32 protein-coding genes are annotated in these 25,836 nt (G+C 69.5%); 18 read left to right on the top strand and 14 right to left on the bottom strand.

Annotation, left to right across the window (positions count from 1 at the left end):
- Positions 1-11: 11 nt before the first annotated feature.
- From G7043_RS05655 to G7043_RS05645, 3 genes are read left to right on the top strand one after another with little or no spacing between them, the layout of a single operon-like run.
- Positions 12-830 carry a biotin--[acetyl-CoA-carboxylase] ligase gene (locus tag G7043_RS05655; protein ID WP_166044461.1) on the top strand — a complete coding sequence of 273 codons (819 nt, stop codon included), beginning with the start codon at positions 12-14 and terminating at the stop codon, positions 828-830.
- A 13-nt stretch (positions 831-843) separates the two neighbouring features.
- Entirely contained in the window at positions 844-1,368 is a 525-nt protein-coding gene (locus G7043_RS05650; RefSeq protein ID WP_166044460.1) for a PH domain-containing protein, read from the top strand.
- A complete protein-coding gene (locus G7043_RS05645) occupies positions 1,355-2,284 on the top strand; it encodes a hydroxymethylglutaryl-CoA lyase (protein WP_166044459.1) in 930 nt (309 codons plus the stop codon). Before G7043_RS05650 ends, G7043_RS05645 begins: the two co-directional genes overlap by 14 nt.
- Positions 2,285-2,299: 15 nt before the next feature.
- On the opposite strand, the gene G7043_RS05640 is transcribed toward G7043_RS05645, so the two are convergent.
- Entirely contained in the window at positions 2,300-2,737 is a 438-nt protein-coding gene (locus G7043_RS05640; RefSeq protein WP_313887713.1) for a MaoC family dehydratase, read from the bottom strand.
- Between the two features lie 97 nt (positions 2,738-2,834).
- On the opposite strand from G7043_RS05640, the gene G7043_RS05635 reads away from it, so the two are divergent.
- Genes G7043_RS05635 through G7043_RS05620 form a run of 4 tightly spaced genes read left to right on the top strand, consistent with a single transcriptional unit; the run spans position 2,835 to position 6,607 of the window.
- Positions 2,835-3,317, top strand: a complete 483-nt coding sequence (locus G7043_RS05635; protein ID WP_166044458.1) for a YbaB/EbfC family nucleoid-associated protein — start codon at positions 2,835-2,837, stop codon at positions 3,315-3,317.
- A complete protein-coding gene (locus G7043_RS05630; protein ID WP_166044457.1) occupies positions 3,314-3,628 on the top strand; it encodes a WXG100 family type VII secretion target in 315 nt (104 codons plus the stop codon). The genes G7043_RS05635 and G7043_RS05630 overlap by 4 nt, the downstream gene beginning before the upstream one ends.
- Before the next feature lies 1 nt (position 3,629).
- The gene (locus tag G7043_RS05625; RefSeq protein ID WP_166044456.1) at positions 3,630-6,341 is read left to right on the top strand and encodes a TNT domain-containing protein; all 2,712 of its coding nucleotides are present in this window, start codon (positions 3,630-3,632) and stop codon (positions 6,339-6,341) included.
- Complete coding sequence (locus tag G7043_RS05620; RefSeq protein ID WP_166044455.1) at positions 6,338-6,607, top strand: hypothetical protein; 270 nt, start codon at positions 6,338-6,340, stop codon at positions 6,605-6,607. Before G7043_RS05625 ends, G7043_RS05620 begins: the two co-directional genes overlap by 4 nt.
- Here G7043_RS05620 and hisN read toward each other — a convergent pair.
- Complete coding sequence (hisN, locus tag G7043_RS05615; protein WP_313887712.1) at positions 6,588-7,367, bottom strand: histidinol-phosphatase; 780 nt, start codon at positions 7,365-7,367, stop codon at positions 6,588-6,590. The genes G7043_RS05620 and hisN overlap by 20 nt on opposite strands.
- Before the next feature lie 31 nt (positions 7,368-7,398).
- On the opposite strand from hisN, the gene G7043_RS05610 reads away from it, so the two are divergent.
- Together G7043_RS05610 and G7043_RS05605 are read left to right on the top strand one after the other, a co-directional pair.
- On the top strand, positions 7,399-8,073 hold the full coding sequence (locus G7043_RS05610) for a response regulator transcription factor (RefSeq protein WP_166044453.1): 675 nt from the start codon (positions 7,399-7,401) through the stop codon (positions 8,071-8,073).
- The gene (locus G7043_RS05605; protein WP_166044452.1) at positions 8,073-9,347 is read left to right on the top strand and encodes an ATP-binding protein; all 1,275 of its coding nucleotides are present in this window, start codon (positions 8,073-8,075) and stop codon (positions 9,345-9,347) included. The genes G7043_RS05610 and G7043_RS05605 overlap by 1 nt, the downstream gene beginning before the upstream one ends.
- Positions 9,348-9,440: 93 nt before the next feature.
- On the opposite strand, the gene G7043_RS05600 is transcribed toward G7043_RS05605, so the two are convergent.
- The 4 genes from G7043_RS05600 to G7043_RS05585 all read right to left on the bottom strand — a co-directional run bounded on the left by G7043_RS05600 (position 9,441) and on the right by G7043_RS05585 (position 13,308).
- A complete protein-coding gene (locus G7043_RS05600; RefSeq protein WP_166044451.1) occupies positions 9,441-9,908 on the bottom strand; it encodes an HIT family protein in 468 nt (155 codons plus the stop codon).
- Positions 9,905-10,441, bottom strand: a complete 537-nt coding sequence (locus G7043_RS05595) for a GtrA family protein (RefSeq protein ID WP_086660891.1) — start codon at positions 10,439-10,441, stop codon at positions 9,905-9,907. Before G7043_RS05595 ends, G7043_RS05600 begins: the two co-directional genes overlap by 4 nt.
- Positions 10,371-10,970: a GtrA family protein gene (locus G7043_RS05590; RefSeq protein ID WP_390827104.1), complete on the bottom strand. Its 600-nt coding sequence runs from the start codon at positions 10,968-10,970 to the stop codon at positions 10,371-10,373. Before G7043_RS05590 ends, G7043_RS05595 begins: the two co-directional genes overlap by 71 nt.
- Before the next feature lie 112 nt (positions 10,971-11,082).
- Entirely contained in the window at positions 11,083-13,308 is a 2,226-nt protein-coding gene (locus tag G7043_RS05585; protein WP_166044450.1) for a sigma-70 family RNA polymerase sigma factor, read from the bottom strand.
- A 139-nt stretch (positions 13,309-13,447) separates the two neighbouring features.
- Between G7043_RS05585 and G7043_RS05580 the strand changes: the two genes are divergently transcribed.
- The 4 genes from G7043_RS05580 (at position 13,448) to G7043_RS05565 (ending at position 16,618) form a co-directional block, all read left to right on the top strand.
- Complete coding sequence (locus G7043_RS05580; RefSeq protein WP_166044449.1) at positions 13,448-14,215, top strand: GGDEF domain-containing protein; 768 nt, start codon at positions 13,448-13,450, stop codon at positions 14,213-14,215.
- A 143-nt stretch (positions 14,216-14,358) separates the two neighbouring features.
- Complete coding sequence (locus G7043_RS05575) at positions 14,359-14,742, top strand: GntR family transcriptional regulator (protein WP_166044448.1); 384 nt, start codon at positions 14,359-14,361, stop codon at positions 14,740-14,742.
- Positions 14,739-15,533 carry an ATP-binding cassette domain-containing protein gene (locus tag G7043_RS05570; protein ID WP_166044447.1) on the top strand — a complete coding sequence of 265 codons (795 nt, stop codon included), beginning with the start codon at positions 14,739-14,741 and terminating at the stop codon, positions 15,531-15,533. The genes G7043_RS05575 and G7043_RS05570 overlap by 4 nt, the downstream gene beginning before the upstream one ends.
- Positions 15,530-16,618 carry an ABC transporter permease gene (locus G7043_RS05565; RefSeq protein ID WP_166044446.1) on the top strand — a complete coding sequence of 363 codons (1,089 nt, stop codon included), beginning with the start codon at positions 15,530-15,532 and terminating at the stop codon, positions 16,616-16,618. The genes G7043_RS05570 and G7043_RS05565 overlap by 4 nt, the downstream gene beginning before the upstream one ends.
- Here the strand turns inward: G7043_RS05565 and G7043_RS05560 are convergent.
- The gene (locus tag G7043_RS05560) at positions 16,576-17,337 is read right to left on the bottom strand and encodes an NAD-dependent epimerase/dehydratase family protein (RefSeq protein ID WP_166044445.1); all 762 of its coding nucleotides are present in this window, start codon (positions 17,335-17,337) and stop codon (positions 16,576-16,578) included. The genes G7043_RS05565 and G7043_RS05560 overlap by 43 nt on opposite strands.
- A gap of 67 nt (positions 17,338-17,404) precedes the next feature.
- On the opposite strand from G7043_RS05560, the gene G7043_RS05555 reads away from it, so the two are divergent.
- The 4 genes from G7043_RS05555 to G7043_RS05540 all read left to right on the top strand — a co-directional run bounded on the left by G7043_RS05555 (position 17,405) and on the right by G7043_RS05540 (position 21,110).
- Positions 17,405-18,232 carry a helix-turn-helix domain-containing protein gene (locus G7043_RS05555; RefSeq protein ID WP_166044444.1) on the top strand — a complete coding sequence of 276 codons (828 nt, stop codon included), beginning with the start codon at positions 17,405-17,407 and terminating at the stop codon, positions 18,230-18,232.
- Positions 18,196-19,383 (top strand): 5-(carboxyamino)imidazole ribonucleotide synthase, encoded by a 1,188-nt coding sequence (locus G7043_RS05550; RefSeq protein ID WP_166044443.1) that lies wholly within the window; start codon positions 18,196-18,198, stop codon positions 19,381-19,383. The genes G7043_RS05555 and G7043_RS05550 overlap by 37 nt, the downstream gene beginning before the upstream one ends.
- Complete coding sequence (purE, locus tag G7043_RS05545) at positions 19,380-19,868, top strand: 5-(carboxyamino)imidazole ribonucleotide mutase (RefSeq protein ID WP_313887711.1); 489 nt, start codon at positions 19,380-19,382, stop codon at positions 19,866-19,868. The genes G7043_RS05550 and purE overlap by 4 nt, the downstream gene beginning before the upstream one ends.
- Before the next feature lie 78 nt (positions 19,869-19,946).
- Complete coding sequence (locus G7043_RS05540) at positions 19,947-21,110, top strand: acyl-CoA dehydrogenase (RefSeq protein ID WP_166044442.1); 1,164 nt, start codon at positions 19,947-19,949, stop codon at positions 21,108-21,110.
- Here the strand turns inward: G7043_RS05540 and G7043_RS05535 are convergent.
- The 6 genes from G7043_RS05535 to G7043_RS05510 form a co-directional block, all read right to left on the bottom strand.
- Positions 21,100-21,708 (bottom strand): hypothetical protein, encoded by a 609-nt coding sequence (locus G7043_RS05535; protein WP_207310562.1) that lies wholly within the window; start codon positions 21,706-21,708, stop codon positions 21,100-21,102. The two genes, G7043_RS05540 and G7043_RS05535, sit on opposite strands and share 11 nt — an antisense overlap.
- Positions 21,709-21,768: 60 nt before the next feature.
- A complete protein-coding gene (locus G7043_RS05530) occupies positions 21,769-22,530 on the bottom strand; it encodes a GntR family transcriptional regulator (protein ID WP_166044441.1) in 762 nt (253 codons plus the stop codon).
- Positions 22,531-22,597: 67 nt separating this feature from the next.
- Positions 22,598-22,954 (bottom strand): hypothetical protein, encoded by a 357-nt coding sequence (locus tag G7043_RS05525; protein ID WP_166044440.1) that lies wholly within the window; start codon positions 22,952-22,954, stop codon positions 22,598-22,600.
- A 77-nt stretch (positions 22,955-23,031) separates the two neighbouring features.
- Positions 23,032-23,751 (bottom strand): DUF6414 family protein, encoded by a 720-nt coding sequence (locus G7043_RS05520; RefSeq protein WP_166044439.1) that lies wholly within the window; start codon positions 23,749-23,751, stop codon positions 23,032-23,034.
- Positions 23,752-23,823: 72 nt separating this feature from the next.
- Positions 23,824-24,303, bottom strand: a complete 480-nt coding sequence (locus tag G7043_RS05515) for an SRPBCC family protein (RefSeq protein WP_166044438.1) — start codon at positions 24,301-24,303, stop codon at positions 23,824-23,826.
- Positions 24,300-24,626, bottom strand: a complete 327-nt coding sequence (locus G7043_RS05510) for an ArsR/SmtB family transcription factor (RefSeq protein ID WP_166044948.1) — start codon at positions 24,624-24,626, stop codon at positions 24,300-24,302. The genes G7043_RS05515 and G7043_RS05510 overlap by 4 nt, the downstream gene beginning before the upstream one ends.
- A 116-nt stretch (positions 24,627-24,742) precedes the next feature.
- Here G7043_RS05510 and G7043_RS05505 point away from each other — a divergent pair, with 116 nt between their 5' ends.
- Complete coding sequence (locus G7043_RS05505; RefSeq protein WP_166044437.1) at positions 24,743-25,516, top strand: META domain-containing protein; 774 nt, start codon at positions 24,743-24,745, stop codon at positions 25,514-25,516.
- A gap of 48 nt (positions 25,517-25,564) precedes the next feature.
- Here G7043_RS05505 and G7043_RS05500 read toward each other — a convergent pair whose 3' ends face one another.
- The gene (locus tag G7043_RS05500) at positions 25,565-25,825 is read right to left on the bottom strand and encodes a hypothetical protein (protein ID WP_166044436.1); all 261 of its coding nucleotides are present in this window, start codon (positions 25,823-25,825) and stop codon (positions 25,565-25,567) included.
- Positions 25,826-25,836 lie beyond the last annotated feature (11 nt).

Genomic DNA, 25,836 nt, shown 5'->3' with positions numbered 1-25,836 from the left:
AGCCTGGCGCGATGGACACCGCACTCGACGCCGAGGCGCTGCGCGCACGGCTGGTAGCACCCAACGGCCCGTACGCCGCCCTTGACGTCGTGGCGACCACTCAGTCCACGAACGCGGACCTGGCCGCAGCCGCTGCTGAAGGCGCGGCGGATCGAACCGTGCTGATCGCCTTGGAGCAGACCGCCGGGCAGGGCCGTCGTGGCCGCACCTGGTCGTCGCCGCCGGGCGGCCTCTACGTCAGCGTGCTGTTCCGGCCGACCGGCGTGCCGGCGCAGCGGTTGCCGTGGCTCAACCTGATCGCGGGTCTGGCACTGGTGCGCGTCGCCCAATCGGTTGGTGTCGAGGCGACGTTGAAGTGGCCGAACGACCTGCTGCTCGGCCCGAAGGCGGAAAAGGGCGCCGGAATCCTGTCCGAGATCACCGCCGGCGTCGCGCAGGCCGTCGTCGTGGGCATCGGACTGAACGTGGCGAAGCTGCCCGCCGGTGTGGAACCCGCGCCGGGTGGTCTCGCGCCGACGTCGCTGGAGGACGCGGGCGCCGCCGAGCTGGATCGAGGCGAGCTGGCGTTCCGCTTGCTGGTCGAACTGGCCCAGCTGGAAGGCGTGTGGCGCAAGAACGGCGGCGACGCGGCCGAGTCCGGTGTGCTGGAGGAGTACCAGGAGCACTCGGCGACCGTCGGCGAACGCGTCCGCGTCGAACTTTCAGGTGGTGTTCAGCTTCTCGGGACGGCGCAGCGCATCGAGGCCGACGGCACGCTGGTCGTGCGCGGCACCGATGGGGTCGACCACGGCGTGTCCGCTGGTGACGTGGTGCATTTGCGCCCGGCGTGATTAGGGTTGGCCCATGGCCTATCCCGACGACCTGCTGAGCTCAGGCGAGCACGTCGTGATCCACAAGCACCCCCACTGGAAGATGCTCATCTTCCCGGTGTTCTGGCTGCTGGTGGTGGTCGCGATCGGCACCTACCTGGCAGGGCTCGTCGTGGACCAGTCGTGGGCCTCCATCGCGTGGATCGCGCTGACCGTGATCGGCGTCGTGCTGATCCTGTGGCTGACGATCACACCGGTGCTGCGCTGGCGGACGACGCACTTCATCATCACGTCGGACCGCGTGATGTACCGCGAGGGCGTGTTCAAGCGCACAGGCCTCGACATCCCTTTGGCTCGTGTCAACAGCGTGCGTTTCGAGCACTCTCTGATGGACAGGGTGCTGGGCTGCGGCACGCTGCTCATCGAGTCGGCCTCGGACGAGCCGCTCGAGTTCGACGACATCCCGTCCGTGGAAAAGGTGCACACCATGCTGTACCGCGAGGTCAACGACAACCCCGACGACGACTTCCACCCGAGGACCGTCGATGGGCGCGCGTGAGGTCGGTCTGCCGGACGTGGTTCCGTCCGGCTCGTTGCCTTCGCGGGTGACGATCTGGGAGGTCGGGGCTCGGGACGGGCTGCAGAACGAGTCCGTGGTCGTGCCGGTGTCGGTGAAGCTGGAGTTCCTGGACCGGCTGGCTGCTGCGGGACTGTCCGTTTTGGAGGCCACGTCGTTCGTGCATCCCAAGTGGGTGCCGCAGCTGGCTGACGCCGCTGAGCTGTTGGCCGGGTTGTCTGCGCGGCCTGGTGTTGTGTATCCGGTGCTGGTGCCGAACGAGCGCGGGCTGGATCGTGCTTTGGAGGCCGGAGTTTCGCACATCGCGATCTTTGCTTCGGCTACGGAGACGTTCGCGTCGCGGAACTTGAATCGGACGCTGGACTCGCAGTTCGAGATGTTCGAGCCGACTGTTTCTCGTGCGCTGGCGGCTGGGGTGGACGTGCGCGGGTACGTGTCCATGTGCTTCGGGGACCCCTGGGAGGGGGCCGTTTCGCGCTCCCAGGTCGTGGCCGTCGGTGAGCGGCTGCTGGAGATGGGCTGTTCGCAGTTGTCCCTTGGGGACACCATCGGGGTGGCTACGCCTGGGCAGGTGGAGTCGTTGCTGGAGGGGTTTGGGGACGTTTCCCGTCTGGCCGTTCACTTCCACGACACCTATGGGCAGGCGTTGTCCAACACGTTGGCTGCTTTGCGTTGTGGGGTAACGACTGTGGACTCTTCCGCCGGTGGGTTGGGTGGGTGTCCGTACGCGGAGTCGGCTACCGGAAACCTCGCCACCGAGGACCTGGTGTGGATGCTCGACGGACTGGGCATCGAGACCGGGGTCGACCTGGACAAGCTGGTCGAGTGTTCGGTGTGGATGGCGGAGCAGTTGGGCCGGCCGAGCCCGTCGCGGGTGGTGCGGGCGCTCGCCAAGTGAAGGTTGGCGCGCGGGTCAGCCGCGTGCCGTGAACATGCCGGTCGCGATGAACCGGTAGACGAGCTCGTCGCCGCGTCGGGCCGTCCCCTCGAACTCGACCAGGCCCAGGGTCGGCCTGCTCTTCGACAGGCGTGCGCTCAGCACCTCGGCGGCGAACGTCAGCGTGTCCCCTGGGTAGACCGGGGCCAGCCAGGACAGTTCGCGGCCGCCCGGCGAGCCCTGAGAGGTGGAGTCGGACAGGACCTCGTCCACCCAGCGGCGCATCCACAGCGAGGCCGTGTACCAGCCGGAGGCGGACAGACCGCCGAAGATTGAGGACTTTGCGGCTTCTTCGTCCAGGTGGAACGGCTGTGGGTCGAACTTCTTCGCGAAGTCCACCATGTCGTCCCTGTCGACGACGACCTCGCCGAGCGGGATGATTCGGCCGGCAGGCAGATCCTCGTAGGCGATCACGCGTTGATCCTACGTAACTGAATTGGCTGGGAACCGATCTAAGGGCAACGGCGTCCAAGAGCCCGAGCCCAGGGCTATGCGTGTGAGAGGGGACTCGGTGGACGACCACCGTGCGCAGGTCGAGGAGCTGCTGGCCGACTATCGGCGCAGCCGTGAGCAGTTGGCGTCGGTTCAGCGTGAGCTGGCCGCTGTGTCCGGGCGGGCTTCCAGTCCGGACGGGACGGTCACGGCGGTGGTCGGTGCCGGGGGGAAGCTCGCGGCGCTGGAGTTGTCCGAGTTGGCGTATCGGCGGCATCGGCCTGAACAGCTGGCCGAGTTGATCGTGCGGACGGTTGCGGAGGCGGCTGCTTCTGCTGCTGAGGACACCTATCAGGCGTTGAGCACGGTGTTGCCTCCCGCGACTGATCCTGCCGCGCTGGTGGCCGGGACTGCTGATTTGAGGCCCGCCGAGTACGCGGACGAGGACGAGACGCTCGACTTGGGGCGGCAGCCCGCTCGTCGGCGGGTCGATGACGACGAGGACAACGAGCAACGGGAGAGCTGGCTCGACTCCGAGCTCATCAACAGGAGGGTCCGATGACCGGGTACTCGGCCGACCTCGAGCGGTTGGACTCCGGAGCCCGCGAGTTGCGCGGGTTCGCCGGGCAGGCCACGGAGATCGCGGGGACGTTGGACAAGGCGTTGGGCGGTTTCGGGGCCTGTTGGGGGGACGACGCGGTCGGGCGCAGCTTTGCGGCGTCGCACGAGAAGCCTTCCGGCGATGCGGCGGGGGCGTTGTCCGGGCTCGCCACGACGTTGGGGGACGTGAGCGACAAGCTCGCCGCCACGGCTGAGACGTATCGGCACGTCGAGCAGAGCAACGCGTCCGCGATGAGAAGGTTGGACGGCTGACATGGGCATCGAGCTTCCCGTCGAACTCACCGAGGTCGCGGCCAAGGCAGGTGTCACGTGGCCCAAGGCCGACGAGGACGCCATGCGTTCCAGCGCCGCCGCGTGGCGCGAGGCCGGGGACAAGATCAAGGGGCTGGGCACGTCGTCCGACGGCGCTGCCACGCGGGCGCTGGGTGGGGTCACCGGTGCCGGCGGGGATGCGGCGCGCGGGCGGTGGGCGAAGGTCGTGGCGCCGGACGGCGATTTCCAGCGCGCGGCTCGTGGGTGTCATGCGGCCGCCGACCGTCTTGACCACGCCGCCCAGCAGGTGGGGGCCGCGAAGGTCGAGATCGTCCGCGAGCTCACGACGCTGGCCAAGAACAACGACGCCGCGCACGCCTCGGCGAACGCCGGCAACCCCAACGCGTTGCTGGGCCTCGACACGTTGACCAAGGGGGCCGCGGCCAACGTCGCGAACCTCCAGAACACGTTGTCCGCGGCCATCCGGCTGGACAGCGGTGTGGACATGAGCCACGCGTCGCCTCCCGTCAACACCGCGCCCGGTGCCCACGGACCCGGCGGTGGCGGCGGTCTGTTGTCGCCGGTCACGAACATCGTCGGCGGCGTGGTGGCTCCGGTCGCCGGTGCCGTCGCGCCCATCGTGGAACCCGTTGCCGCCGTGGTCGCTCCGGTGACCGAGACGGTTGCTCCCGTCGTCGGCGCGGTCACCGCGCCGGTGGCCCCGGTCGTCGGTGCCGTCACGGCCCCGGTCGCGCCCGTTGTCGGTGCGGTGACCGACGCTGCCGCGCCGGTCATGAACGCCGCTGCTCCCGTCACCGCCCCCGCCGCGGCCATGGTGCTGCCGGGCGTCGACGCGGTGCCCGGTGCTCGCGACGCCGTCGGACCCGTGTTCGGCGACGGCGACGGTCACGGCCGGGGTGAGGGCAACGGCAACGCTCCTGGAAACGGCCCTGGTGACGGTCGCGGCGAGGGCAAGCCCGCGGGGCTGCCCGGGCTGGTGGGCCAGGTGGCCGCTCCGGCCGTCGGGCCCGTCGCGCACGTGGTGGGAGAAGCGATCCCGAGCGTCCAGGGCACCCTCGGCCCGATCGCCGAGGGCACGACCCAGGCGTCGGCCGCGGTGCTCGACCAGCCGTTGATCCGCGGTGGCGACCTGTCCGGCCAGCCTGCCGCAACCGCGCCCGCCGCTCCGGCTGCTCCCGCCGCTGCCGCGGGCCCGGCTGTCGGTGGTGCCCCGATGGGTGGCGCTCCGGTGGGTGGTCCCGTCGGTGCTGTGGGCGGTGCGATCGGTGGTGCTGTGGGTGGTGTGCCGTCGGCGACTTCCGCGGTTGCTTCCCAGGCCGGTGCGGTGGTGGGACAGCAGGGTGGTGCGCCCGGTCAGCAGGCGGCGCAACAGGGTCAGGCCGGTCAGCAGGCTGCCAAGGCTGCCGATGCGAAGGCTGGAGAAGCAAGGGCTGCAGAAGCAAAGGCTGGAGACGCACGGGCTGCCGAGGCGAGGGCCGGCGAGGCGAAGGCCGGTGCGCAGGCGGTTGCCGGGAAGTCGGGTGTGCCCGGCGCGGTGTCGGCTGCGAGCCAGGCGGTTCAGCCGGGCCAGACCGCGACTCAGCTTCCCGGCCAGGGGCAGGGACCTGGCCAGACCGGTTCGGCTCAGTCCGGCGGCCAGTCGTCCGGCCAGGGGCAGGCGGTCGGCAAGGACGCACTCGCCAAGGACCCGGCCAAGGACGCCCTGAAGGACGCTCTGCTCCAGGACCAGGCGCTCGGCGACCACGCAGGCGACGCCCCCGGCTCGGGCAAGGTCGGCGACACCATCGCCGCGCCCGCCGCACCGGTGGCGGGTGTCGATCTCGGTTCGGGCCAGGCGGCTCCCGTGGCCGGTGCCGATCTCGGTTCGCCCCAGACCGGTCCGGTGGCGGGTCTCGACCTCGGCTCGGGCCAGGCGGCTCCGGTGGCCGGTGTTCAACTCGGCACGTCGCCGTCGGCCCCGCTGGCCGGCGCCGACCTCGGCGGATCCCTCACCGACCGCCTCGACAACAGCCGCGACCAGGCCCTCGGCAACGCCGGCATCGGCTTCGACATCGCCCGCCACGCCTACACCGCGGCGGCGGTCGGCAGCTGGTTCATGGCCATCTTCCTGTCCGCGGGCCAGGGGCCGCGGCTCGCCCCGAAGCCGGCCAGGCAGCTCCCGGCCCCGGCGCGGCAGGACGACGAACAGCCGATCCCGCGGTTCGCCCCGCAAGCGGCACTCGTCGGCACCGCGGAGGCGCACCCGATCACCGCGACGGAAGGCCTCGGCAAGGACCACCCGGTCGTGCAGGAGTTGCTCGAGGGCTACGACGCGTTGGCCGGCATGCACGAACGCGACTGGGAAAGCCTGTTCCTGCACGAGAACGGCTCGCCGCGCTGGCCGGTCGAACGCGAGGGCGGTTACGAGGACAGCCAGCCGGAGGTCCTCCAGCAGGGCGCCGAGCTCGACCGGTTCGGCACGCCGGAAGGCCGGGTGCTGAGCACCGCGGGCACGCCGTTCGCGCAACGCTCGCTGCCGCCCCAAGCGCTCGGCGAGGGGTATCGCCGGTACCGCGTCGAGAAGGACCTGCCCGTGCACCGCACGATCAGCGCGCCCTGGTTCGGCCAGCCCGGTGGCGGAAGTCGTTACCGCACCACACATCCCGTCGCTGACCTCGTCGCGCTCGGCTACCTCACGGAGATCACCGCATGAACGTCGAGAGCCTGCCCGAGTGGCTGACGAAGATCGGCGTGCCGGACGACGTCGTCAGCATCGGTGAGGAGGCGGACCAGCGCTGGTGCCTGCTCACCGAGACCGACGACGACGTGGTCAAGGGCTACGAGGTGTTCTGGCAGGAGCAGGGCAACCGCTACGACTGGGCCCGGTTCGACGACGAGAGCGTGGCGTGCCACTACCTCTTCGGCCGGCTCGCCTGGGCTCAGGTCGCGCGCGGAACCCTCACCGTGCCAACAGCTTGAGCGCGTCCTCGTGCAGGTGGCCGTTCGACGTCAGCACGCTGCCGCCGTCGTAGCGCTCCTCGCCGGTGAGCGAGGTGAAACGGCCACCCGCCTCGGTCACCAGCACCTGGAACGGGGCGATGTCCCACGGGTTCGCCACGCACTCGGGCGCCAGGTCGATGGCGCCCTCGGCGACCAGGCAGTGCTGGTAGAAGTCGCCGAACGCGCGGCTCTCCCAGGTCGCGTCGACCAACCGCAGCCAGGCCTCGCGTGAGTGGTACTCCACCCACGACTTGATGTCGGTCGTAGACACGTACGCGTCCTCGAGAGAGCGCACACCGGACACGGAGATCGCGCGCTCACCGGAGGCATCCGACGCGAACGCGCCGCCACCGGCAGAAGCCCACCAACGGCGGCCCAGCGCGGGCGAGGACACGACACCCACGACCGGCGTGCCGTCCACGACCAGGGCGATCAGCGTCGCCCAGATGGGCACGCCGCGCAGGAAGTTCTTGGTGCCGTCGATCGGGTCGAGCACCCAGACGCGCGACGCGTCCAGCGTGCCGCCGCGCTCCTCGCCCATGACGACGTCGTCAGGGCGTTCCGCGGCCAGCACGGCGCGCACGGCGTCCTCGACCGCGACGTCGGCGTCGGTGACGGGGGTGCGGTCCGGCTTGCGCTCCACGGTGAGGTCGTGGGCGCGGAATCGGGCCGCGGTGATCGCGTCGGCGGCGTCGGCGAGGCGGAGGGCGAGTTCGAGATCAGCATCGTGGCGTGACACGCGGCGATCGTTCCACGAATACGCTGTGGCCGTGAGCGTGGTGTTGTTGGCCGAGGACGATCCGGCCATCGCGGAACCTCTCTCCCGCGCGTTGACGCGGGAGGGCTATTCAGTGCAGGTCGTGGGCGACGGGCCGAGTGCCTTCGATGCGGCGATAGCCGGGGGCATCGATCTGCTGGTGCTCGACCTCGGCCTGCCCGGCATGGACGGACTGGAGGTGTGCCGCAGGCTCCGTCAGAACGGCAGAGGCATACCCGTGCTGATGCTCACCGCGCGGGCCGACGAGGTCGACTTCGTGGTCGGGCTCGACGCGGGCGCCGACGACTACGTCGCGAAGCCGTTCCGCCTCGCCGAGCTGATGGCCCGCATCCGGGCCCTGCTGCGCCGCCGGGCACCGGGCACGCTGGAGGTCAACGGCGTGCGCGTCGACCTGGCCGCCCGCCGCGTCACCGTCGACGGCGGGGAGATCCAGCTCGCGAACAAGGAGTTCGAACTGCTCAAGGTGCTGATCCAGCGCGCGGGGCAGGTCGTGAGCCGCGACGAGATCCTCTCCGAGGTGTGGAACGACCCGGACCTCAAGGGCAGCAAGACGCTCGACATGCACATGTCGTGGCTGCGCCGCAAGCTCGGTGACGGCACGCCGAACTCGGCGGAGAAGCGCATCGCCACCGTGCGCGGCCGCGGCTTCCGCTTCAACGCCGACTGATGCGCCGCCGAATCCTGCGGGCGATCCTGCTCGCCGTCGCCGTCACGGGCTTCGTGCTCGGTCTCCCGCTCGGCTACACGGCCCTGCAGCTCGTCGAGGACACCGCCCGCGGCGGGCTCACCGAACGCACTCAGCAGATCGCGACCAAGCTCGACGACCAGCTCGCCAACCGGCAGGGCATCGACATCGAGGCCGTGAAGGTCGCCGTGCCCACCGACGGCCGTCTCACCGTGGTGTTCGGCGGTGTAACCAGCGTCACCGGTCCGTCGCCCGGCGCCGACCCGCTGACCGCCGAACTGGCGATAGCTCAGCAGGGCACCGTCCGGCTGGAGATCCCCTCCGGCCCGATGCACACCTCGCAGGCCCAGGTGGCGGGCCTGGTGCTGCTCCTGCTCGCGTTGTCCGTCGGCACCGGCACGGTCGTGGCCCTGGTGACCGCGCAAACGCTTGCCCGGCCGCTGGGCCACGTGGCGGCCAGAGCGTCCCGCCTGGGCGCAGGCGACTTCCGGGCAGACGAGCAGCGCTACAACATCGAGGAGCTGGACGCCGTCTCCGAGGCTCTCGACACCTCGGCCACGGCGCTGGCCCGGCTCGTCCAACGCGAACGCGAGCTCGTCGGCGACGTCTCCCACCAGCTCCGCAGCCGCCTGACCGCCCTCCAACTGCGCCTGGAGGCACTCGCCGAACACCCGGAACCAGACACGGCCCTGGAAGCCCGCGCGGCCCTGGAACAGGCCGAACGACTGGCCGCGGTGCTGGACGAACTCCTCGCCGCCGCCCGTGCCGCTCGCGCCGTCGGTGCCGAACCGCTGGAACTGCGCCCGGCGCTGAACGCCATCGCCGAGGAGTGGCGCGAACAGGTCAAGAGCCACGGCAGGACGTTGCGCGTCCGCGTCCCGGACGGCCTGCTCGCCCGCGCCACGCCCGCGCGCCTGCGCGAGGCCATCGGTGTGTTGCTGGACAACGCGCTGCGCCACGGCGAGGGCTCCGTCGTCGTCTCCGCTCGCGGTGAGGACGGCACGGTCGTCGTCGAGGTCAGCGACGGTGGTGCGGGCGTGCCTGAAGAGCTCGCGGCGCACATCTTCGAGCGCGGTGTCTCAGGCGGCGGCTCGACCGGTGTGGGCTTGGCGCTCGCACGGGCGTTGGTCGACGCGGACGGCGGCCGGTTGGAGCTGTCGACGGCGCGGCCAGCGACCTTCGCCGTCTTCCTGCCGGTCCCGAAGGCCCACGACGTGGTCGGAGTCTCCTGGAAAACGCCGAGCACCCCGCGCTGACGGCACGCGGGGCCCCTTCGTACTGTCACAGCGAACGAAAGCTCCCCGCGTGTACGTGGGTGACGGCGTGTCGAGGCGCGACACGCTGACGCCTCAGCCGCGGAGCAGGTCGATCTCGGCGGTGAGTTCGGCGCGGAGCTCGTCGTGCTCCGCACCGAGCGCGGTGGCGGGGTCCGACCAGCGTTCGACCGGGTACAGCCACACCGGACGACCGACGATGTCCGACGGCTCCCAGTCGTAGCGCGGCCAGACGTGGGCGTGCAGGTACGGGTCCGTGTTGCCGAGGATCTCCAGGTTGACCCGCCGGAAGGCGGGGTCGCGGCGACCGCAGACGCGTTCGACGGCCTCCCCGAGCACGTCCATGTCGGCGAGGAACCGAGCCCGCCGGTCGCGCGGCAGGTCGGTCAGCCGCTGCACCTCGGGGGTGTCGACGAGCAGCACGCAGTACCCGGGCAGGAACTGGACGTCCCCGATGTTCGCGAACCCGGCGCTCAGCCGACGCAGCACGGTGGGGTTCTCCCCGCGCAACGACGACCCGATCCGGTCGGCCTTCCAGGTCACGAGTGGCCGAGTTCCTTTTCCTCGTCCAGCGATCGGCCGTTGCCGCGGGCGTTCTCCTCGGGGAACACCCACGTCTTGTAGCCGTACCAGCGGAAGGCCATCGCGATGAGCGTGCCGATGATCTGCGCGCTCAGGAAGTCGGAGACCTCCTCGGTGAGCCGCGACACGTGCGGCTCCTGCAGGTGGAACGCGTACCGCGCGATGTACAGCGGTGCCGAGTTCAGCACGATGCCGATGCCGTTGACCAGGAAGAACAGGGCGGCTTCGTGATGCCGTTCGCGACCGCCGCGGGTGCGGAACGACCACTCCCGGTTCAGCACGTACGACACGATCGTGGCGACGAGAGTCGCGATGATCTTCGCCGTCACCGGGTTGTTCGGCAGGACGACCGTCTTGATCCCGAAGAACAGGACCGTGTCGATCACGAAGCACGTGCCCCCGACCAGGGCGAACTTGACTAGTTCACGATGCTTCAGCGCGATCGACCGGATCGGTTCCGGAAACCGGGAGACCACTGTTTCGGCTAGGGACACGGGTCGAGTCTACGGAGATCGGGTGAACGCGCCGGTCCGGTCGAGCGCCGGCGTCGGGGAAGACCCAGCGGCGCATCGCCCAGAACTTGAAGCCGGTGGCGAGCAGCATGCCGATGATGGAACCGGACACGAAGTCCGCGACCTCTTCGGTCAGCACCGAGACGAACGGCGCCTGCAAGCCGAACAGGTGCCGCGACAGCCACAGCGGCGCGATGTTGATCGCCACGCCCAGCCCGCTGACCAGGAAGAACAGCGCGGCCTCGTGGTGACGCTCGCGGCCGCCGCGGGTGTGGAACGACCACTCGCGGGACAGGACGTACGAGGCGATGATCGCCACGAGCACGCCGATGACCTTCGCCGTGACGACCTTGTCCGTCAGCACGGTGAGCTTCAACGCGTACCAGACGCCGTTGTCGATGACGAACGTTGTGCCGCCTACCAGCGCGAACCGGATCAACTCGCGGTGCTTGTGCAACAGGAACTGGAGTGGTTCTGGCAACCGGCTCATGGCGCGGCGAACGACTGGCAGCACCGCGCCAGCTTACGGATCAAGGTAACGCCGGTTGCCTCGGGGTGTTACCTTCCGCCACTGCCAGCCATCTGAGCTGCACGTTCAGTGACGAACGAAGATCAACATTTGATCAACTCCGAGCAGGCGGACAGGGCAGGCCCAGCAGGTCTGGGATCAACGGTGGCAACAGTCCGGGCCACGGCTCGCACGGCTCCGACCGAGTGGGCGGCGTCGGCGACGGTGGCGTCGACGGTGGCACGGTCGGCGTCGGCACGGTCGTCGACGGCGGCGGCACCGGCGGGATCAGCGGCGCCGTCGCGGGCTCGGTCGGCAGCGTCGGGGTGCCCGGCTTCGTGGGCTCCGACGGCTCGGTCGGCTTCTGCGTCGGGTCCTGGGGCCGGGTGGTCGTGGTCGTCGGCGGCACCGTCGTGGTCGTCGGCGGGTCCGGCTCGACGCCCGGCGGGTAGTCCGGCCGCATCTTGACCGGCACGGTCACCGACTTGGTCGCGTTGCCCAGCGTGGCCGTGACGCTGATCGTCCCGCCCCGGTGCGGCAGGCCGAACGCCCACACGGACATGCGGAACTTGCCGCCCTGTTCCAGATCGGTGACGCAGTGGATGGTGTTCTTGTCCGTGCGCGAGCAGTTCCGCCACGGCGTGAAGATCACGATGTTCGCCGACGACGACACGTCCAGCTTCAACGTGCCGGCGCGCGGACCCTTGTTGAGCACCTGCACGTCCACGCGCGGGTCCCAGAAGATCTCGTGCCACGTCGACACGGTGAGCTCGATGTCGTCGTTCACCGGCGGGACGTTGACCTCGACGCTCACGTTGACCGAGATCGACGTGCCGGCGTTGATGGTGCCGGTGATCGTGCCGGGCTGGGCGTCGGCGGTCGCCCGCAGGCGGAACAGGAACGTCGCCTGCCCGCCGGGCGCGATGCCCTGCGACGTCGAGCAGGTGATCGTGCCGCCGCCCGCCGGGCAGTTCACGGTCTGGTCGGCCGAGCCGTCCGGTTGCAGCAGCCGCGCGGCGCCGAACGACGACGGTCCGCCGGTCGACAGCACGCCGGGCGGCAGGTTCAGCACCATCGACGCGGGCGGCGCCGCGGTGCCGCCGGTGTTGCGGACGGTGATCGGGAAGTCCTTCGGCTCCTCGCCCGGCGTGAGGGTGTACCCGCTCGGCGTCGTCGGGGTGAGCGCCGGCGGTGTGGGGGTGGGTGTGGGCGCCGGAGCCGGGGTCTGCGCCGGGGGTTCCGGCGTCGGCGTCGGAGTGGAGGCCGGTGGCGTCGTGGTCGGCGTCGGAACCGGCGGCTCCGTGGTGGGAGGCGGCGGCGCCGGAGGCTTCGGTGCCGGCGGCTGCTGCACCTGCGTCTGCGCTGGTGGCGGCTGGATGGCCTGGACCACCGGCGCCTGCTGGTTGCTGGTGCCCGCGGTCAGCGCGATCACCACCGCGGCGGCCACGGCGGCAGCGGAACCACCGACGGTCACGAGCTGACGGGGGATCGAGGCACCGACGGCACCCGCGCCACCCGCGGCCGCACCGGCACCGACGACGGTCGTCGCGGTCCCGGCGGCCATCAGGTAGGTCGTGGCGCCGACGCCCAGGACCAGCGGGGCGACGAAGATCCGCAGCGCGCCGTTGACGTCCGCGAGTTCCGCGGCCAGCGCCCGGCACCGGCCGCACTCGTCGAGGTGCGCCTCGACCTGGGTCGCCTCGCGCTTGGACAGGCCGGCGCGGGTCCACGCGCCGAGCCGGTCGACGGTCGCCTTGCAGCGTTCCGCGTCCGTCTCGGCCAGGTGCATCTGCAGGTACTGCTGCTTGAGGCCCTCACGGGCGCGGTAGGCGAGCGCGGACACGCCGTTGGCCGTGAGCCCGAGCAGCGGGGCGACGTCGGCGGGGGACTGGCCCTCGATCTCGGTGTGCCAGAGCACCGTCTGCCAGCGCTCCGGCAGCGCGGCGAACGCGCGGGCGGCGAGCGAGCGCTCCAGTCCGGCCACCGCGGTGTCGCTGAACTGCACGGCCGGTGCGACGTCGGTCATGTCCTCGGTGAGGTCGACCTTCTTGTCGCGGCGGGTCTTGTCGTACGCGGTGTGGCGCAGCGCCGTGAGCAGGTACGCGCGGAACGCCACATCGGGGCCGCGGCCGGCCCGGAGCGTGTCGAGCACCTTGGCGAACGCCTCGGAGACGAGGTCGTCGGCCTCGGCCTGCGAGCGGGCCAACTGGCGGGCGAGGTTGTACGCCGCCGAGACGTGCCGTTCGTACAACTGGCCGTAGGCGTCGATGGTCCCTTCGCGCACGGACTCGATGAGTTCCGCGTCGCTGGGCCCCTGGACCTCTGCAGGAACGGTCGCCAAGTCTCGTGTCCCTCCTCGCGGCGATCAGTGTGACGTACGACGCCGCGCAGAGTCATCTCAATCCCCCGCGCGGGTTGCGTCACGAACCGGAAGTGGCGGCGTCTCCCACCTGGAATCGGGAGAGCTGAAGGGAGACCGGGTGGGTGTCGCACAAGCGGAACGCCTGCTGAAGTCGAGGTGGCGGACCGCCACCATGGCTGCCGGCTGGGCGTTTCCATCGGACTGGCCGCTCGCCGAGGTCGACGACGTGTGCGCGGCGATGCTGGAGAACACCGACCCCGGCGACGCGCTGGTCCGGCTGGGCCGCGCACGTGCCGAGGCGGGTGCCGGACTCAGCGAGACGCTGCTGGACCTGGCCGCGCTGCACGCCGTGCTGACCGACGCGTCGCACATCGTGTCGCCGAACGTCGACGCGCTCCCTTCACGGATGTTGCGCATGACAGCGCTGGGATGGGCGGACGTGGTGACGAAGCAGGCCGGCGACTGCGCGGCCGAAGATCCTCTGACGGGGCTGGCGACAGCCGCTTACCTGCGGACACGGCTGGGTGAGGTGTACCGGGAAACCCCCGTCGCACCGCTCGACTACGCACTCGTGCTGCTGCGCCTCGACGTGCACCGTGCCTCGGGTTGGTCCCGTGTGGTCGCCATGACCCTCGTGTCCGACGCACTGCGCACGGTCTTCGACAGCGGCGAGACGTTGGCGACTCTCGGGCCGTGCGTGGCCGCGGTGCTCGTACGCCGTGACGAGTTGCTCGCGCGCAGAGTGTCGAACTTGCGCGTGCTCGCCGCCGACCGCCTCGCCGACGACCCCAACGTACGCCCGGTCGGGCCCGCGAAGGTCTGGACCGAGCGTCTGCCAGACACACACACCGAGGCGTGCCAGCTCCTCACCTCGCTCGGGCGCTGACCCCCTGTCCCGCGCCCGCTTCCCTGCCGCCACGCGGGGACCTTTCGTACTGACTCGTAGTACGAAAGGTCCCCGCGTGACTTTTCAGACGGGCGGGAAGTGTTCTATTGTCCTAGTTGACTAGAACAATCTGGGGAGCGTGTGTGGTCGAGTTCCACGTCGACCGGGGCAGCGGTTTTCCCGCGTACCTGCAGCTGGGGCAGCAGGTCAGGGAGGCTTTGAGGCTCGGTTGGTTGCAGCCGGGCGATCGCCTGCCCACGGTCAGGGACGTCGTCGCGACCAGCGGCGTGAACGCGAACACCGTGCTCAAGGCCTACCGCGAGCTGGAGCTCGCCGGCCTCGTCGAAGCCCGTCAGGGCTCCGGCACCTTCGTCAAGGCGTCCTTGGGGTCCGCGGCCCCCGAGGACCTCGACCCCCTGCGCGAGACGCTCGCCGGCTGGGTCGCGGAGGCACGCTCCGCCGGGTTGGAGGACGAGGACATCCACGCGCTGGTGCGCGAGGTGCTGAATGGTGGGGGAACGCAATGAGCGTGGTTGCGGCCGAATTGTCGAAGTGGGCCGTGCGGAACGTCTCCTTCGAACTGCCACCCGGCAGCGTCACGGCGCTGGTGGGGGCCAACGGCTCGGGCAAGTCGACGCTGCTGAACGTGCTGGCCGGCCATTTACCGCCGTACTCGGGACACGCGTCCATCGCGGGCCGCGTCGCCTACGTTCCGCAGCACAAGCCGATGTACAAGAACTTCAAGGTCGCGGACGTGCTGCAGTTCGGCCGCCGCATGAACGACGTCTGGGACAACGACCTCGCCGACCAGTGGCTCACCAGGTTCAAGGTGCCCAGGAGGCTCCAGATCGAAGACCTGTCCGGCGGTCAGCGCACGCACGTGACCCTCGCGCTGGCACTGGGATCCCGCCCGGACGTCCTGCTGCTCGACGAGCCGCTGTCCGAACTGGACCCGCTCGCCCGCCACAAGGTCATGCGGGCGTTGCTGACCGAGGTGAACGACAACGGCATGACGCTGGTCTTCTCCACGCACGTCGTCGCGGAGATCGGCGGCGTGGCGGACAGGTTGCTGCTGCTCGCCGACGGGCGGTTGCTCGTGGACGGCGACACCGACGAGCTGCTGGAACAGCACGTTCTCTACACGGGCCCGAAGGCCTCGAGATCACCAGTGGAAGGACGCGTGGTGCTGGCGAAGCACGGCAGGTCGCAGTCGTCGTACCTCGTGCGCTCCGGCGGCAGGCAGATCGCCGAACCGTGGACCGCGCGGTACGTGACGCTGGAGGAGCTCGTCGTGGCGCACCTGGAGCGTGCCGCATGAGCGCACTCGTCTGGCTGACCTGGCGTCAGCACCGGTGGGCCGTCATCGGCGTCGCCCTCGTCGTGGTGTTCGCCACGTACGCCCTGATGACAACCCCGAACGGGCGTATGGGCGGGCTGTTGATGGCCGGCTTCTACGGACTCATCGTGCAGATCGCGTTCGGCGCTGTGGTCGGCGTTTTCTGGGGCGCTCCGCTGATCGCCCGCGAGCTCGAGGAACGCACGTACTTCGTGGCCTGGGGCCAGGACGTGACGCCCGTGAAGTGGTTGCGCGGCAAGGCTTTGCTGCTCGGTGGGCTGGCCGTGGTGTTCGGTGCGCTGCTCGGGGTCGGCGACGGCATCGGCGGCGCGCGGCAGACGTGGGGAGCCTTCGAGTTCAACCCGCTCGTGCAGGCCGGTTACGCGCTCTTCGGCTTCGCGCTCGGCGTGTTCATCGGCTTGTTGACGAGGCACGTCGTGACCGCCATGGCGGCGACGCTTGTGTTCTACACGTTCGTGCGCGCCTTTATCTCCGTTGCGGTGCGCGATCACTATCTGCCCGCGGAACGATCTGTCGTCCGCTGGGACAGCACTCCGGTCCTTCCCGGGGGTGCGCTGGAACTCGGCAGCGGGTTCGTGGGCAACGACCTCGAACCCGTGCCGGTGACCTCGACGTGCGCCGGGCTGATCAACGAGAACAGCTGCATGCGCGCCACGAAGGCCGCCGTCGGCACGTACACCGACTACCAGCCGGCCGGCATGGTGTGGGTCTTCCAGCTGATCGAGTTCACCGTGTTCGCGCTGCTCGCCGCCGCGATGCTGGGGTTGACGTTCCGGATGCTGCGCCGGGGAGGCGGATGGAAGCCGTCCCGCCGTCACCGTCGCATCGCGTCCGAATCCGAATCCGAATCAGCACCCGAGCCTGAAGTCGAAGCCGAGTCCGAAGCCGAGCCCGAAGTCGAAGCCGAGCCCGAAGTCGAGTCCGAAGCCGAAGCCGAAGCCGAGTCCGAAGCCGAAGCCGAGCCCAAGACCGAAGCCAAAGCCAAAGCCGAACCCGAACCCGGTCAGAGAGCCTCCGACGCCGCCGCTGCCCAAGCCGAGGGATAGCGCGGGCGGAAACCGATCTCCCGCTGTGCCCGGTTCGTCGACACGATGCCGTGCCACGGGTCGAACTCCTGCTGAACGGCCTCCTCGCTGGGGGTGAGGCCGTTCAGCAGGTGCAGTTCGACGGCCGTCATCGGGCTGTCGTCGGCCACGTTGAAGATCCCGCCGGCACCGGATTCGAGGACCTTCACCACCGCCTGCGCCACGTCGGCGTGATGCACCATGTGCAGCCGCTGGTGGCCGGGCCAGGTCGAGGCCCAGCGCAGCGACTCCTCCAGGTGCGGGTCGCCGTCGCCGTAGACGAACGCCAGCCGGAGGATCGTGGCTTCCCTGGTGGCGAGCACGGCCTGTTCGCCGAGCGCCTTGGTGCGGGGGTAGTCGCCGAACGCGGGATCCGGGTCGGTCGGGTCGTCCTCGGTGGCGGGCCTGCCGAGTCCGCCGGGGTAGACGAGGTTCGTGCTGATGTGGACGAACAGCGGCACCTCGGCGGCGGACTCGGCGAGAGTCCTGGTGTCGTGGACGTTCACGCCTTCGAAGTCGGTGCTCGTGCGGAGGGCGGCGGCGACGTGCACGACGACGTCCACACCGGACACCAGCTCCTCGACGGCGTTCCTGTCGGCCAGCCGGTGGGCCAGCGTGCGCACGTCGTGGCCCTGTTCGCGCAACCTCGGCAGCAGCCTGCTGCCGACTCGTCCGGTCGCACCTGTCATCGCGATCTTCATGAAATCCAGCGTCGTTCGGGGCGCCGCCCCCAGCCAGGGACGATGAATCCCTGGCTACCGTGGAGACATGCCGGACATGGCGGGTTTCCTGCGCAGCTGCCGCGAACGGATGGAGCCTCGCGGCGGCGGTCGCCGTCGCACGCCCGGCCTGCGCCGCGAGGAGGTCGCCGAGGCGGCGGGCATGTCGGTCGACTACTACTCGCGGCTGGAACAGGGCCGTGGTCCGCGCCCCTCGGTGTCCGTTCTGCACGGCATCGCGCGGGCGCTGGAGCTGTCCTCCGACGAGCGCGCGCACCTGTTCCGGCTGGCAGGTGAGGCCGTGCCGGAGGAGCCCGCGTCCGGGAGCGAGGTGCGGCCCGGCATCCGGCTGCTGCTCGACCGGCTCGGCGACGACCTCGCGGTGGTGATCTCCGACGTCGGCGACGTGCTCGCCTTCTCCGCGCGTGCTGAGCTGGTGTTCGGCGACCTCACCGGACGGAACCTGCTCAGGGCGTTCTTCCTCGGCGACGAGGACTGGGTCCCGGCCGAGGACCGCGAAGACGTCGCTCGCGCCCACGTCGCCGACCTGCGCGCGACCCTCGCCCGCCGGCCGTCAGCACAGCCGTTGGTCGATGAACTGATGGCGAGCCCGTTGTTCGCACGGCTGTGGGCGGAGCACGGTGTGAAGGTGCGCCGGTCCGCTCGCAAGCGGCTGCGGCATCCGGTCGTGGGCCTGCTGGAGTTCGACTGCGAGGTGCTCGGCGCGCCGGAGCACGACCAGCGGCTTGTGATCCACACCGCACCGGAGGGCAGCGTCACCGCGCAGAGCCTGGCTCTGCTCGTGAGCCGATCAGAAGTTGCAGGTAGGCTGCCTGAACCGTGGACTCCCGTACCCGTCTCCCAGTCGTCGGCATGATCGGCGGCGGGCAGCTCGCCCGCATGACGCACCAGGCCGCGATCCCGCTCGGCCAGTCGCTGCGCGTGCTCGCCGTGTCCGAGAACGACCCCGCCGCGCTCGTCGCCCGGGACGTGGTGCTCGGCACGCACACCGACCTGGACGCGTTGCGCGCGTTCGCGAAGGGCTGCGAGGTCGTCACCTTCGACCACGAGCACGTGCCGTCCGAACACCTGCGCGCGCTGGTCGCCGAGGGCGTGAAGGTGCACCCCGGTCCGGACGCGCTGCAGTACGCGCAGGACAAGCTGAAGATGCGCGTGCGACTGGCCGAGCTCGGGCTGCCGGTGCCGCCGTTCGCCGAGGTCCACGAGGTGCGCGACGTGCTGAAGTTCGGCGCGGCGCACGGCTGGCCGTGCGTGCTGAAGGCGATCCGCGGCGGCTACGACGGCCGCGGCGTGTGGATGCTGAACCAGCCGCACAGCGCCGAGCTGGTCGTCCCCGAACTGCTGGAGGCCGGGACGCCGCTGATGGTCGAGCAGTGCGTGCCGATGCGCCGCGAGCTGGCGGCCGTGGTCGCGCGCTCGCCGTTCGGTCAGGGCGCGGCGTGGCCGGTCGTCGAGACCGTGCAGTCCGACGGCATCTGCGTCGAGGTCCTCGCGCCCGCACCTTCGCTGGACGGTGCCGCGGCCCAGGAACTGGCGCTCAAGGTCGCCGACGCACTGGGCGTCGTGGGCGTGCTCGCCGTCGAGCTGTTCGAGACCGCGGACGGCGTGGTCGTCAACGAGCTCGCGATGCGCCCGCACAACTCCGGCCACTGGTCGATCGAGGGCGCGCGCACGTCCCAGTTCGAACAGCACCTGCGCGCCGTCCTGGACTACCCGCTGGGCCGCACCGACCTGATGGCGCCGGCCGTGGTGATGGCGAACGTGCTGGGTGCCTCGGAGACGCCGGCGATGGGCCCGGACGAGCGCGTGCACCATCTGTTCGCCCGGTTCCCGGACGCGCACGTGCACCTGTACGGCAAGGAGGAACGGCCGGGCCGCAAGGTCGGGCACGTGACGTTCCTCGGCAACGACATGACGTCGGTGCGCGAACGCGCGCGGCTGGCCGCGGACTGGCTGTCCACCGGCGTTTGGTCTGACGGATACGACATTCACGGGAGCTCGGAGTGACTCAGGTTGGCGTGATCATGGGCAGCGACTCGGACTGGCCGGTGATGAAGGCCGCCACCGAGGCGCTGGCCGAGTTCGACGTCTCGTTCGAGGTGAGCGTCGTCTCCGCGCACCGCACCCCGCAGCGCATGCTCGACTACGCGGGTTCGGCCGCTTCACGTGGCCTGCGAGTGATCATCGCGGGCGCCGGCGGCGCGGCCCACCTGCCCGGCATGGTCGCCTCGGCCACGGTGCTCCCGGTGATCGGCGTGCCCGTCCCGCTGAAGTACCTCGACGGCATGGACTCGCTGCTCTCGATCGTGCAGATGCCCGCGGGCGTCCCGGTGGCGACCGTCTCAGTGGGTGGCGCCCGCAACGCCGGGCTCCTCGCCGTGCGCGTGCTGGCTGCTTCGGACGCTGTGTTGCAGGAACGCATGGCCCGCTTCCAGGCGGAACTCGAGCAGCTCGTACTAGACAAGGACGCGGCGCTGCAGAAGTCCCTCTGAGTGCTCAACGGCACACCGGCACCTCCGGTGAACGGGCGCTAACATCGTGCCGAGTACTCGCTACCGGGAGGTAACAAGGTGAACCCGAGCTTCGGCACCTACCAGCTCGCCGAGGAGCACGAGGCGCTGCGAGAGGCCGTCCGCTCGCTCGCCGAGAAGGAGATCAAGCCGTTCGCGGCCGAGGTCGACGACAACGAGCGCTTCCCGGTGGAGGCCCACAACGCCCTCGTGAAGTCCGGCTTCGCCGCCGTCCACGTCCCCGAGTCGTACGACGGCCAGGGCGCGGACTCCGTGGCCACCTGCATCGTCATCGAGGAAGTGGCCCGCGTCTGCGCGTCCTCCTCACTGATCCCCGCCGTGAACAAGCTCGGCACGATGCCGATCCTGCTCTCGGCCTCCGAGGAGCTCAAGCAGCTCGTCATGCCCTCCATCGCCTCGGGCGAGGCCATGGCCTCCTACGCGCTGTCCGAGCGCGAGGCGGGCTCCGACACCGCCTCGATGCGCACGCGGGCAGTGCTGGACGGCTCGGACTGGGTGCTCAACGGCACCAAGTGCTGGATCACCAACGCCGGCGAGTCCACCTGGTACACGGTCATGGCCGTGACGGACCCCAACGCGGCCAAGAAGTCCGCCGGCATCTCGGCGTTCGTCGTGCACAAGGACGACCCGGGCTTCTCGGTCGGTCCCAAGGAGCGCAAGCTCGGCATCAAGGGCTCGCCGACCCGCGAGATCTACTTCGAGAACTGCACGATCCCGGCCAACCGCATCATCGGCGAGCCGGGCACTGGGCTCAAGACCGCTTTGAAGACGCTGGACCACACGCGTCCGACGATCGGTGCGCAGGCCGTGGGCATCGCACAGGGTGCGCTTGAGGCCGCGGTCGCGTACGTGAAGGACCGCAAGCAGTTCGGGAAGTCCATTTCGGACTTCCAGGGCGTCCAGTTCATGCTCGCCGACATGGCCATGAAGATCGAGGCCGCTCGGCACATGGTCTACGTCGCCGCCGCGAAGGCCGAGCGGGGCGAGCCGAACATCGGCTTCATCACCGCCGCTGCCAAGTGCTTCGCTTCCGACGTGGCCATGGAGGTCACCACGGACGCCGTGCAGCTTTTCGGTGGCGCGGGGTACACGCGTGACTTCCCGGTCGAGCGGATGATGCGGGACGCGAAGATCACGCAGATCTACGAGGGCACGAACCAGGTGCAGCGCGTGGTCATGTCGCGCGCGATTCTCAACGGCTGAGTTCCTCAAGACCCAGCTCGTCGAACGTCACCATAGTGCAGCCGCGTAGCTCGCGGATAAGGGCAGAAGCGAGCACGCGGCGCACTGCGGGATCGTCGTACGCGAAGTTCCCCGCAGTGACCGCCGTCGGAGCCAGCGCACTCTGTCGGTAGAGCGCACCGCGCACACCCGCGATCGGGCACTCCCTGACGCGAACAGCCACGGCTCCGCGCCGCAACGCCGGACACATCCGTCGCGCGACTGGAACGCACGGCAGGCACACCGGCGGCTCCACGGATGCCATTCCCTCTGGCCATCGAGGCCAGTCGTCGCGATGATCTCGTTGCAGCCACAGGATTCCGTCGTCGTTCTGATCCGCCGGTTCGCCGCAAACCTGACACAGCAACAGCTCCATCGCCCGCCGCTGCCGTGCCGGGTGAACCCGAGCGAACTCGGGCCGGCTGACTCGATGGCGTAGCGCGGTCTGACGCCACAGCACGCCGTGCCGATCGCGATCGCTCAACAACTCGTTGGCGTACCCGATGCTGCGGTCAGGTCGCTCCACCAGCGTGCACGGCAAGTCCTGCTCGGCACTCCACGCGGTGATGTAAGGCGCCACATCTGTACAGAACTTCACGGCAACAGTGAAGCGCAGTTCTGTACAGAAATGCAAGAGGTGTCAGTCGTGCGAGGTGAACTTGTACTCGAGCACGTAGGCCGACGAGTCCAGGACCATTTCGTTGACCTCGACCGGCTGATCATCGGCGGTGTACGCGGTCCGCACGATCAAGATGACCGGCGTGCCCTGTGCGAGGTCGAGAGCTTCGCGCTCGGCTTCTCGGGGCATGCGGCTACGCAGCTCTTCACGGAACCTCGTGGGCTCGTGGCCCAGTTCGGCGAGGCGAGCGTAGGCGCCGCCTTCGCCAGTGTTGATCTCGGTGATCGCTGACCCGGCGACCAACGCCTCCGGGAAGTAGGACGTCGCGAGTTGCACAGGCTTGTCATCAACGACGTACCTGCGTCGCCGGACCACGACGCGGGCTCCGTCATCGAGCTTCAGGACGTCGGCGACTCGCGCGGGCGGGACTTCGACGTCGACGGTCACGCCTTCGGTCCTCGGCCGCGTACCGATGTCGGTGGACCAGATCGGCTGGCCTGATCCCCATGACGTGGCTTTCAGCCTGTCCGGAGACACCCGCCTGATCGGCTTGAACTCGCGGACGAACGTTCCCGATCCACGCTTCGCGACGATCAGGCCTTCGTTCTTCAACGCGTCCAAGGCGCGGCGAGCAGTTGGCTGTTCTATGCCGTAGGTGACCATGAGGTCGTTCTCGCCAGGAACGCGGCTTCCGGGCGGTAGTTCGCCGGAGTCGATCTGCTGGCGGAGATCGTTCGCGATGTCCCGATAGCCAACGCGCCCTGGCTGGGCGTTGCCGGTCATGAGCCATCTCCTCAGCGGGGCCGCGGTTCTGTACAGCGACCAAGCTACCCCGCACGGGAGACGAGCCTTATGCCGCCACGCACGTCCCGAGCGCCTCGCCGATCGCACCCTTGGCGCCCAGCACGCAGGTCGACTCCGCGGTCAGCGCCTTGTCCGAGATCTGCTGCGCGAACGCGATCGCGACGTTCATCATCCGCGTCGGACTCCCGCTGTCCACCGCCGCCTTCACCGCCGCCGCACGGGCTTCCTCGGTCGTGCAGCTGATGTCGGTGCCGAACTTGTCGACGCGCGGCAGCCACAACGCCTTCGAGCCGGACGCGCACGGTGTGACCTGCCACCGGGTGCCCTCCGACGCCGAGGCGTGGGGAGCGGACAGCACGGCGAAACCGAGCGTGAGGGCCAGCGCCACCAAGAAACGTCCCATGCGCCCGAACGTAACCGCGCCGCACAACCCCGACCGGGGGAACCGGTGTCCCCAATGGTGACTACGCTCCGCCAACCTCAGGCCAGGTACAGCGCCGACGGCAGAATGACCAAAGTGGACTGATCCCAGCGCGCCGCGCGGCCGAAGCAGATCGCGACGAAGGTCGCGCCGTCGGCGAAGACGGCCGAGCTGGACTCCGTCACCTGCGAACGTCGGATCGTGAACCTGACCCCGGTGGCGGAGACGGTGATGTCGTTGTCGCCCGTGGTGATCCGGTACGAAGCCTTGATCTTCACGTAGCCCTGCGAAGCATGATCCAGGTTCGGCTGCGTGGTCAGGTCGATCTGGGTGAGCTCGTCGGTGGCGACCAGGTGCCGGAGCACGACGTCGAGGGCGCGGGCGGCGTTCGTCTCCGCTTCGAACGTCTCGCGCACGGTCTCGCTGCCCGAACGTTTGCCGCCGGCCTCCAGCAGCGAGCTGCTCAGGCCCAGCGAGCCCTCGCGCGAGGTGCCGCGCTCGACCTCGCGGATGCGGGCTTCGGCGGCGGCAGCGGGGGTTTGGCTGTAGAGGCTCATGATCGAGCTCTCGTCGAGCATCAGGAACGTGCGGATGCGTCCCTGTTCGAGGTCGGCCGGCGGTTGGTGCGTGGTGGCGGCGACGATCGCGAGTTTCGCTGCCCCGACGGCGGTTTCGCTCCTGATCTCAGCTCGTCTCGCCATCAACCTCGTCGACCACACGACTACGCCGACGATCGCGAGAACAGCCAGTACGACGAACAGCAAGGAAAGCGTGGCCATGAGCAACCCTCCGCGTGACCGGTCACGCGGAGCATCGCCCGAACGAGGACCCGCATTACTCCGCCGAACGGGTCACAGCGACGCGAGAACCTCGCCCAGTCGCTCGTAGCTGCGGCCCGCGCCGTCCGCCATGCCCGTCGCCAGCACGGCGTCCCTGGCCTCCTGCGACACCAGCCGCATGGTGGTCGTCATGACGGTCCGCCCGTCCGTCTCGACGAACTCCACGGTCGTGACGGCCGGCGGGTTGTCCTCGAAGTGCTCGGTGTTCACGAGCCGCGAATGAGGCGTGACCTCGGTGTATTCGCCGTACATCTCGAAAGCGGAAGACCCGTCCGGCAGCGCCCAGCCGTAGCGCCACTTGCCGCCCACGCGGAGGTCGACCTCGCAGATCGGCATCTCCCAGCCGTCGGGGCCGAGCAGCCAGCGCTTCAACAGATCCGGCGTCGTGAACGCCTTCCAGACCAAGGAAGCGGGCGCGTCGAACTCACGCGACATCGCGATCTCGGTGTCGGACGGGAGGGTCACGGTGGTGCCGAACTTGACGGTGCTCATTGCTCTGTCTCCTTCATCTCGGTCAAGAGTGCGTCCAGGCGCGTGTAGCTCGCATCCCAGAAACGGCGGTAGTTCTCAGCCCACACGGCGACCTCCTTCAGCGGTGTCGCGTCGAGCTGGCAGGGGCGCCACTGGGCCTCCCTGCCGCGGGTGATCAGGCCTGCCTTCTCCAGCACGCGCAGGTGTTTGGAGATCGCCGGGCCGCTGATGTCGAACGGCTCGGAGAGCTCCTTCACCGTTGCCGGGCCGTCGGTGAGCCGCGCGAGGATCGCGCGACGCGTCGGGTCCGCCAGTGCGGCGAAGGTGGCGCTCAGCTGGTCCATCTCGTACCTAACCACTTGGTTATCTAACCTCTGGGTTAAGTAAGCCGCAGAGGTGGGCGGCTGTCAACCCCCAACTTCCGGGCAACCGAGGGGGCTCGGGGTTCCGTCCTGGGGGCATGAGCAACCGAATCGCCCTCGCCGCCCTGGTGCTGATCGGTGCGACGGGCTGCACCGGTGGTCAACTCGAACAGGGCGGTCCCAACCTGCGGGGCAAGGTGTACGTGTCGTCGTCCGTGACCGAGCAGGGCAAGCCGCGCGCTCTGGTCGAAGGTACGAAGGTGGATCTGAGATTCACCGACGACGACCGGCTGATGGCCAACGCCGGCTGCAACATGATGCAGGGTCCCGTTTCCCTCGACGACGGAAAGCTTTCCGTCGCCGAGATCAGCACGACCGCGATGGGATGCCCGAAACCCGAGCTGCACCAACAGGACGAGTGGCTGGCGAAGCTGCTCGACGCCAAGCCGTCGTGGAAGCTCGACGGCGCGAACCTGGTGATCACCGGAGCGGACACCGAGATCGTGCTCGCCGCGGAAGCCCCCGCGACGCTGGAAGGCGGGACCTGGCTCGTCGACGGCATCATGAACGGCGATGCCGTTTCGTCCGTCCCCGGCGACGCCAAAACCACGTTCGTCTTCAAGGACGGCGCCATGACGGTGGACAACGGCTGCAACTACCAGGGTCCGGTCGGCCGACCGTACAAAGTGGACGGTGACACGATCACCTTCGCGTGGGACGGCAAGACCCTGATCAAGTGCAGGCCGGACGTGGAAACCGTGGAGAACGCTCTGGACGCGTTGTTCGCCAAGGGCAAGATCACCTACAAGATCGACCGCAACACGCTGACGCTGACGAACCCGTCCGGCGCGGGCCTGACGCTCAAGAAGTAGAAACCGGGCCGGGTGGACAACTCCCACCCGGCCCGGTTTCAGCGTGAATCAGTACCCGTCGCGCTTGCGCACCTCCGCGACCCGGCGAGCCTGGGTCTTCTCGAAGCGCTTGGCGTCCTTCTCGCTGATCTCCACGACCTCGTAGTCGTCGCGGCCCCACTCGATGCGGTTCATCAGGTCGGTGCGGGCCCACTCGAGGTTGGTGGTGAAGCTCTCGTCGAACTCACCACCCACCCTCACCACGGCGTGCGGGTCGTCCAGCGTGTCCGGAACTCCGATCAACGCGTAGTACCTGTACTTCCTGGCCATCGGTCTTGTTC

The sequence above is a fragment of the Lentzea alba genome, from assembly GCF_011067745.1.
GTDB classification, from domain to species: Bacteria; Actinomycetota; Actinomycetes; order Mycobacteriales; family Pseudonocardiaceae; genus Lentzea; species Lentzea alba.
The sequence above is the reverse complement of the archived record's forward strand: the minus strand, read 5'-3'. Positions and strand labels throughout refer to the sequence as shown.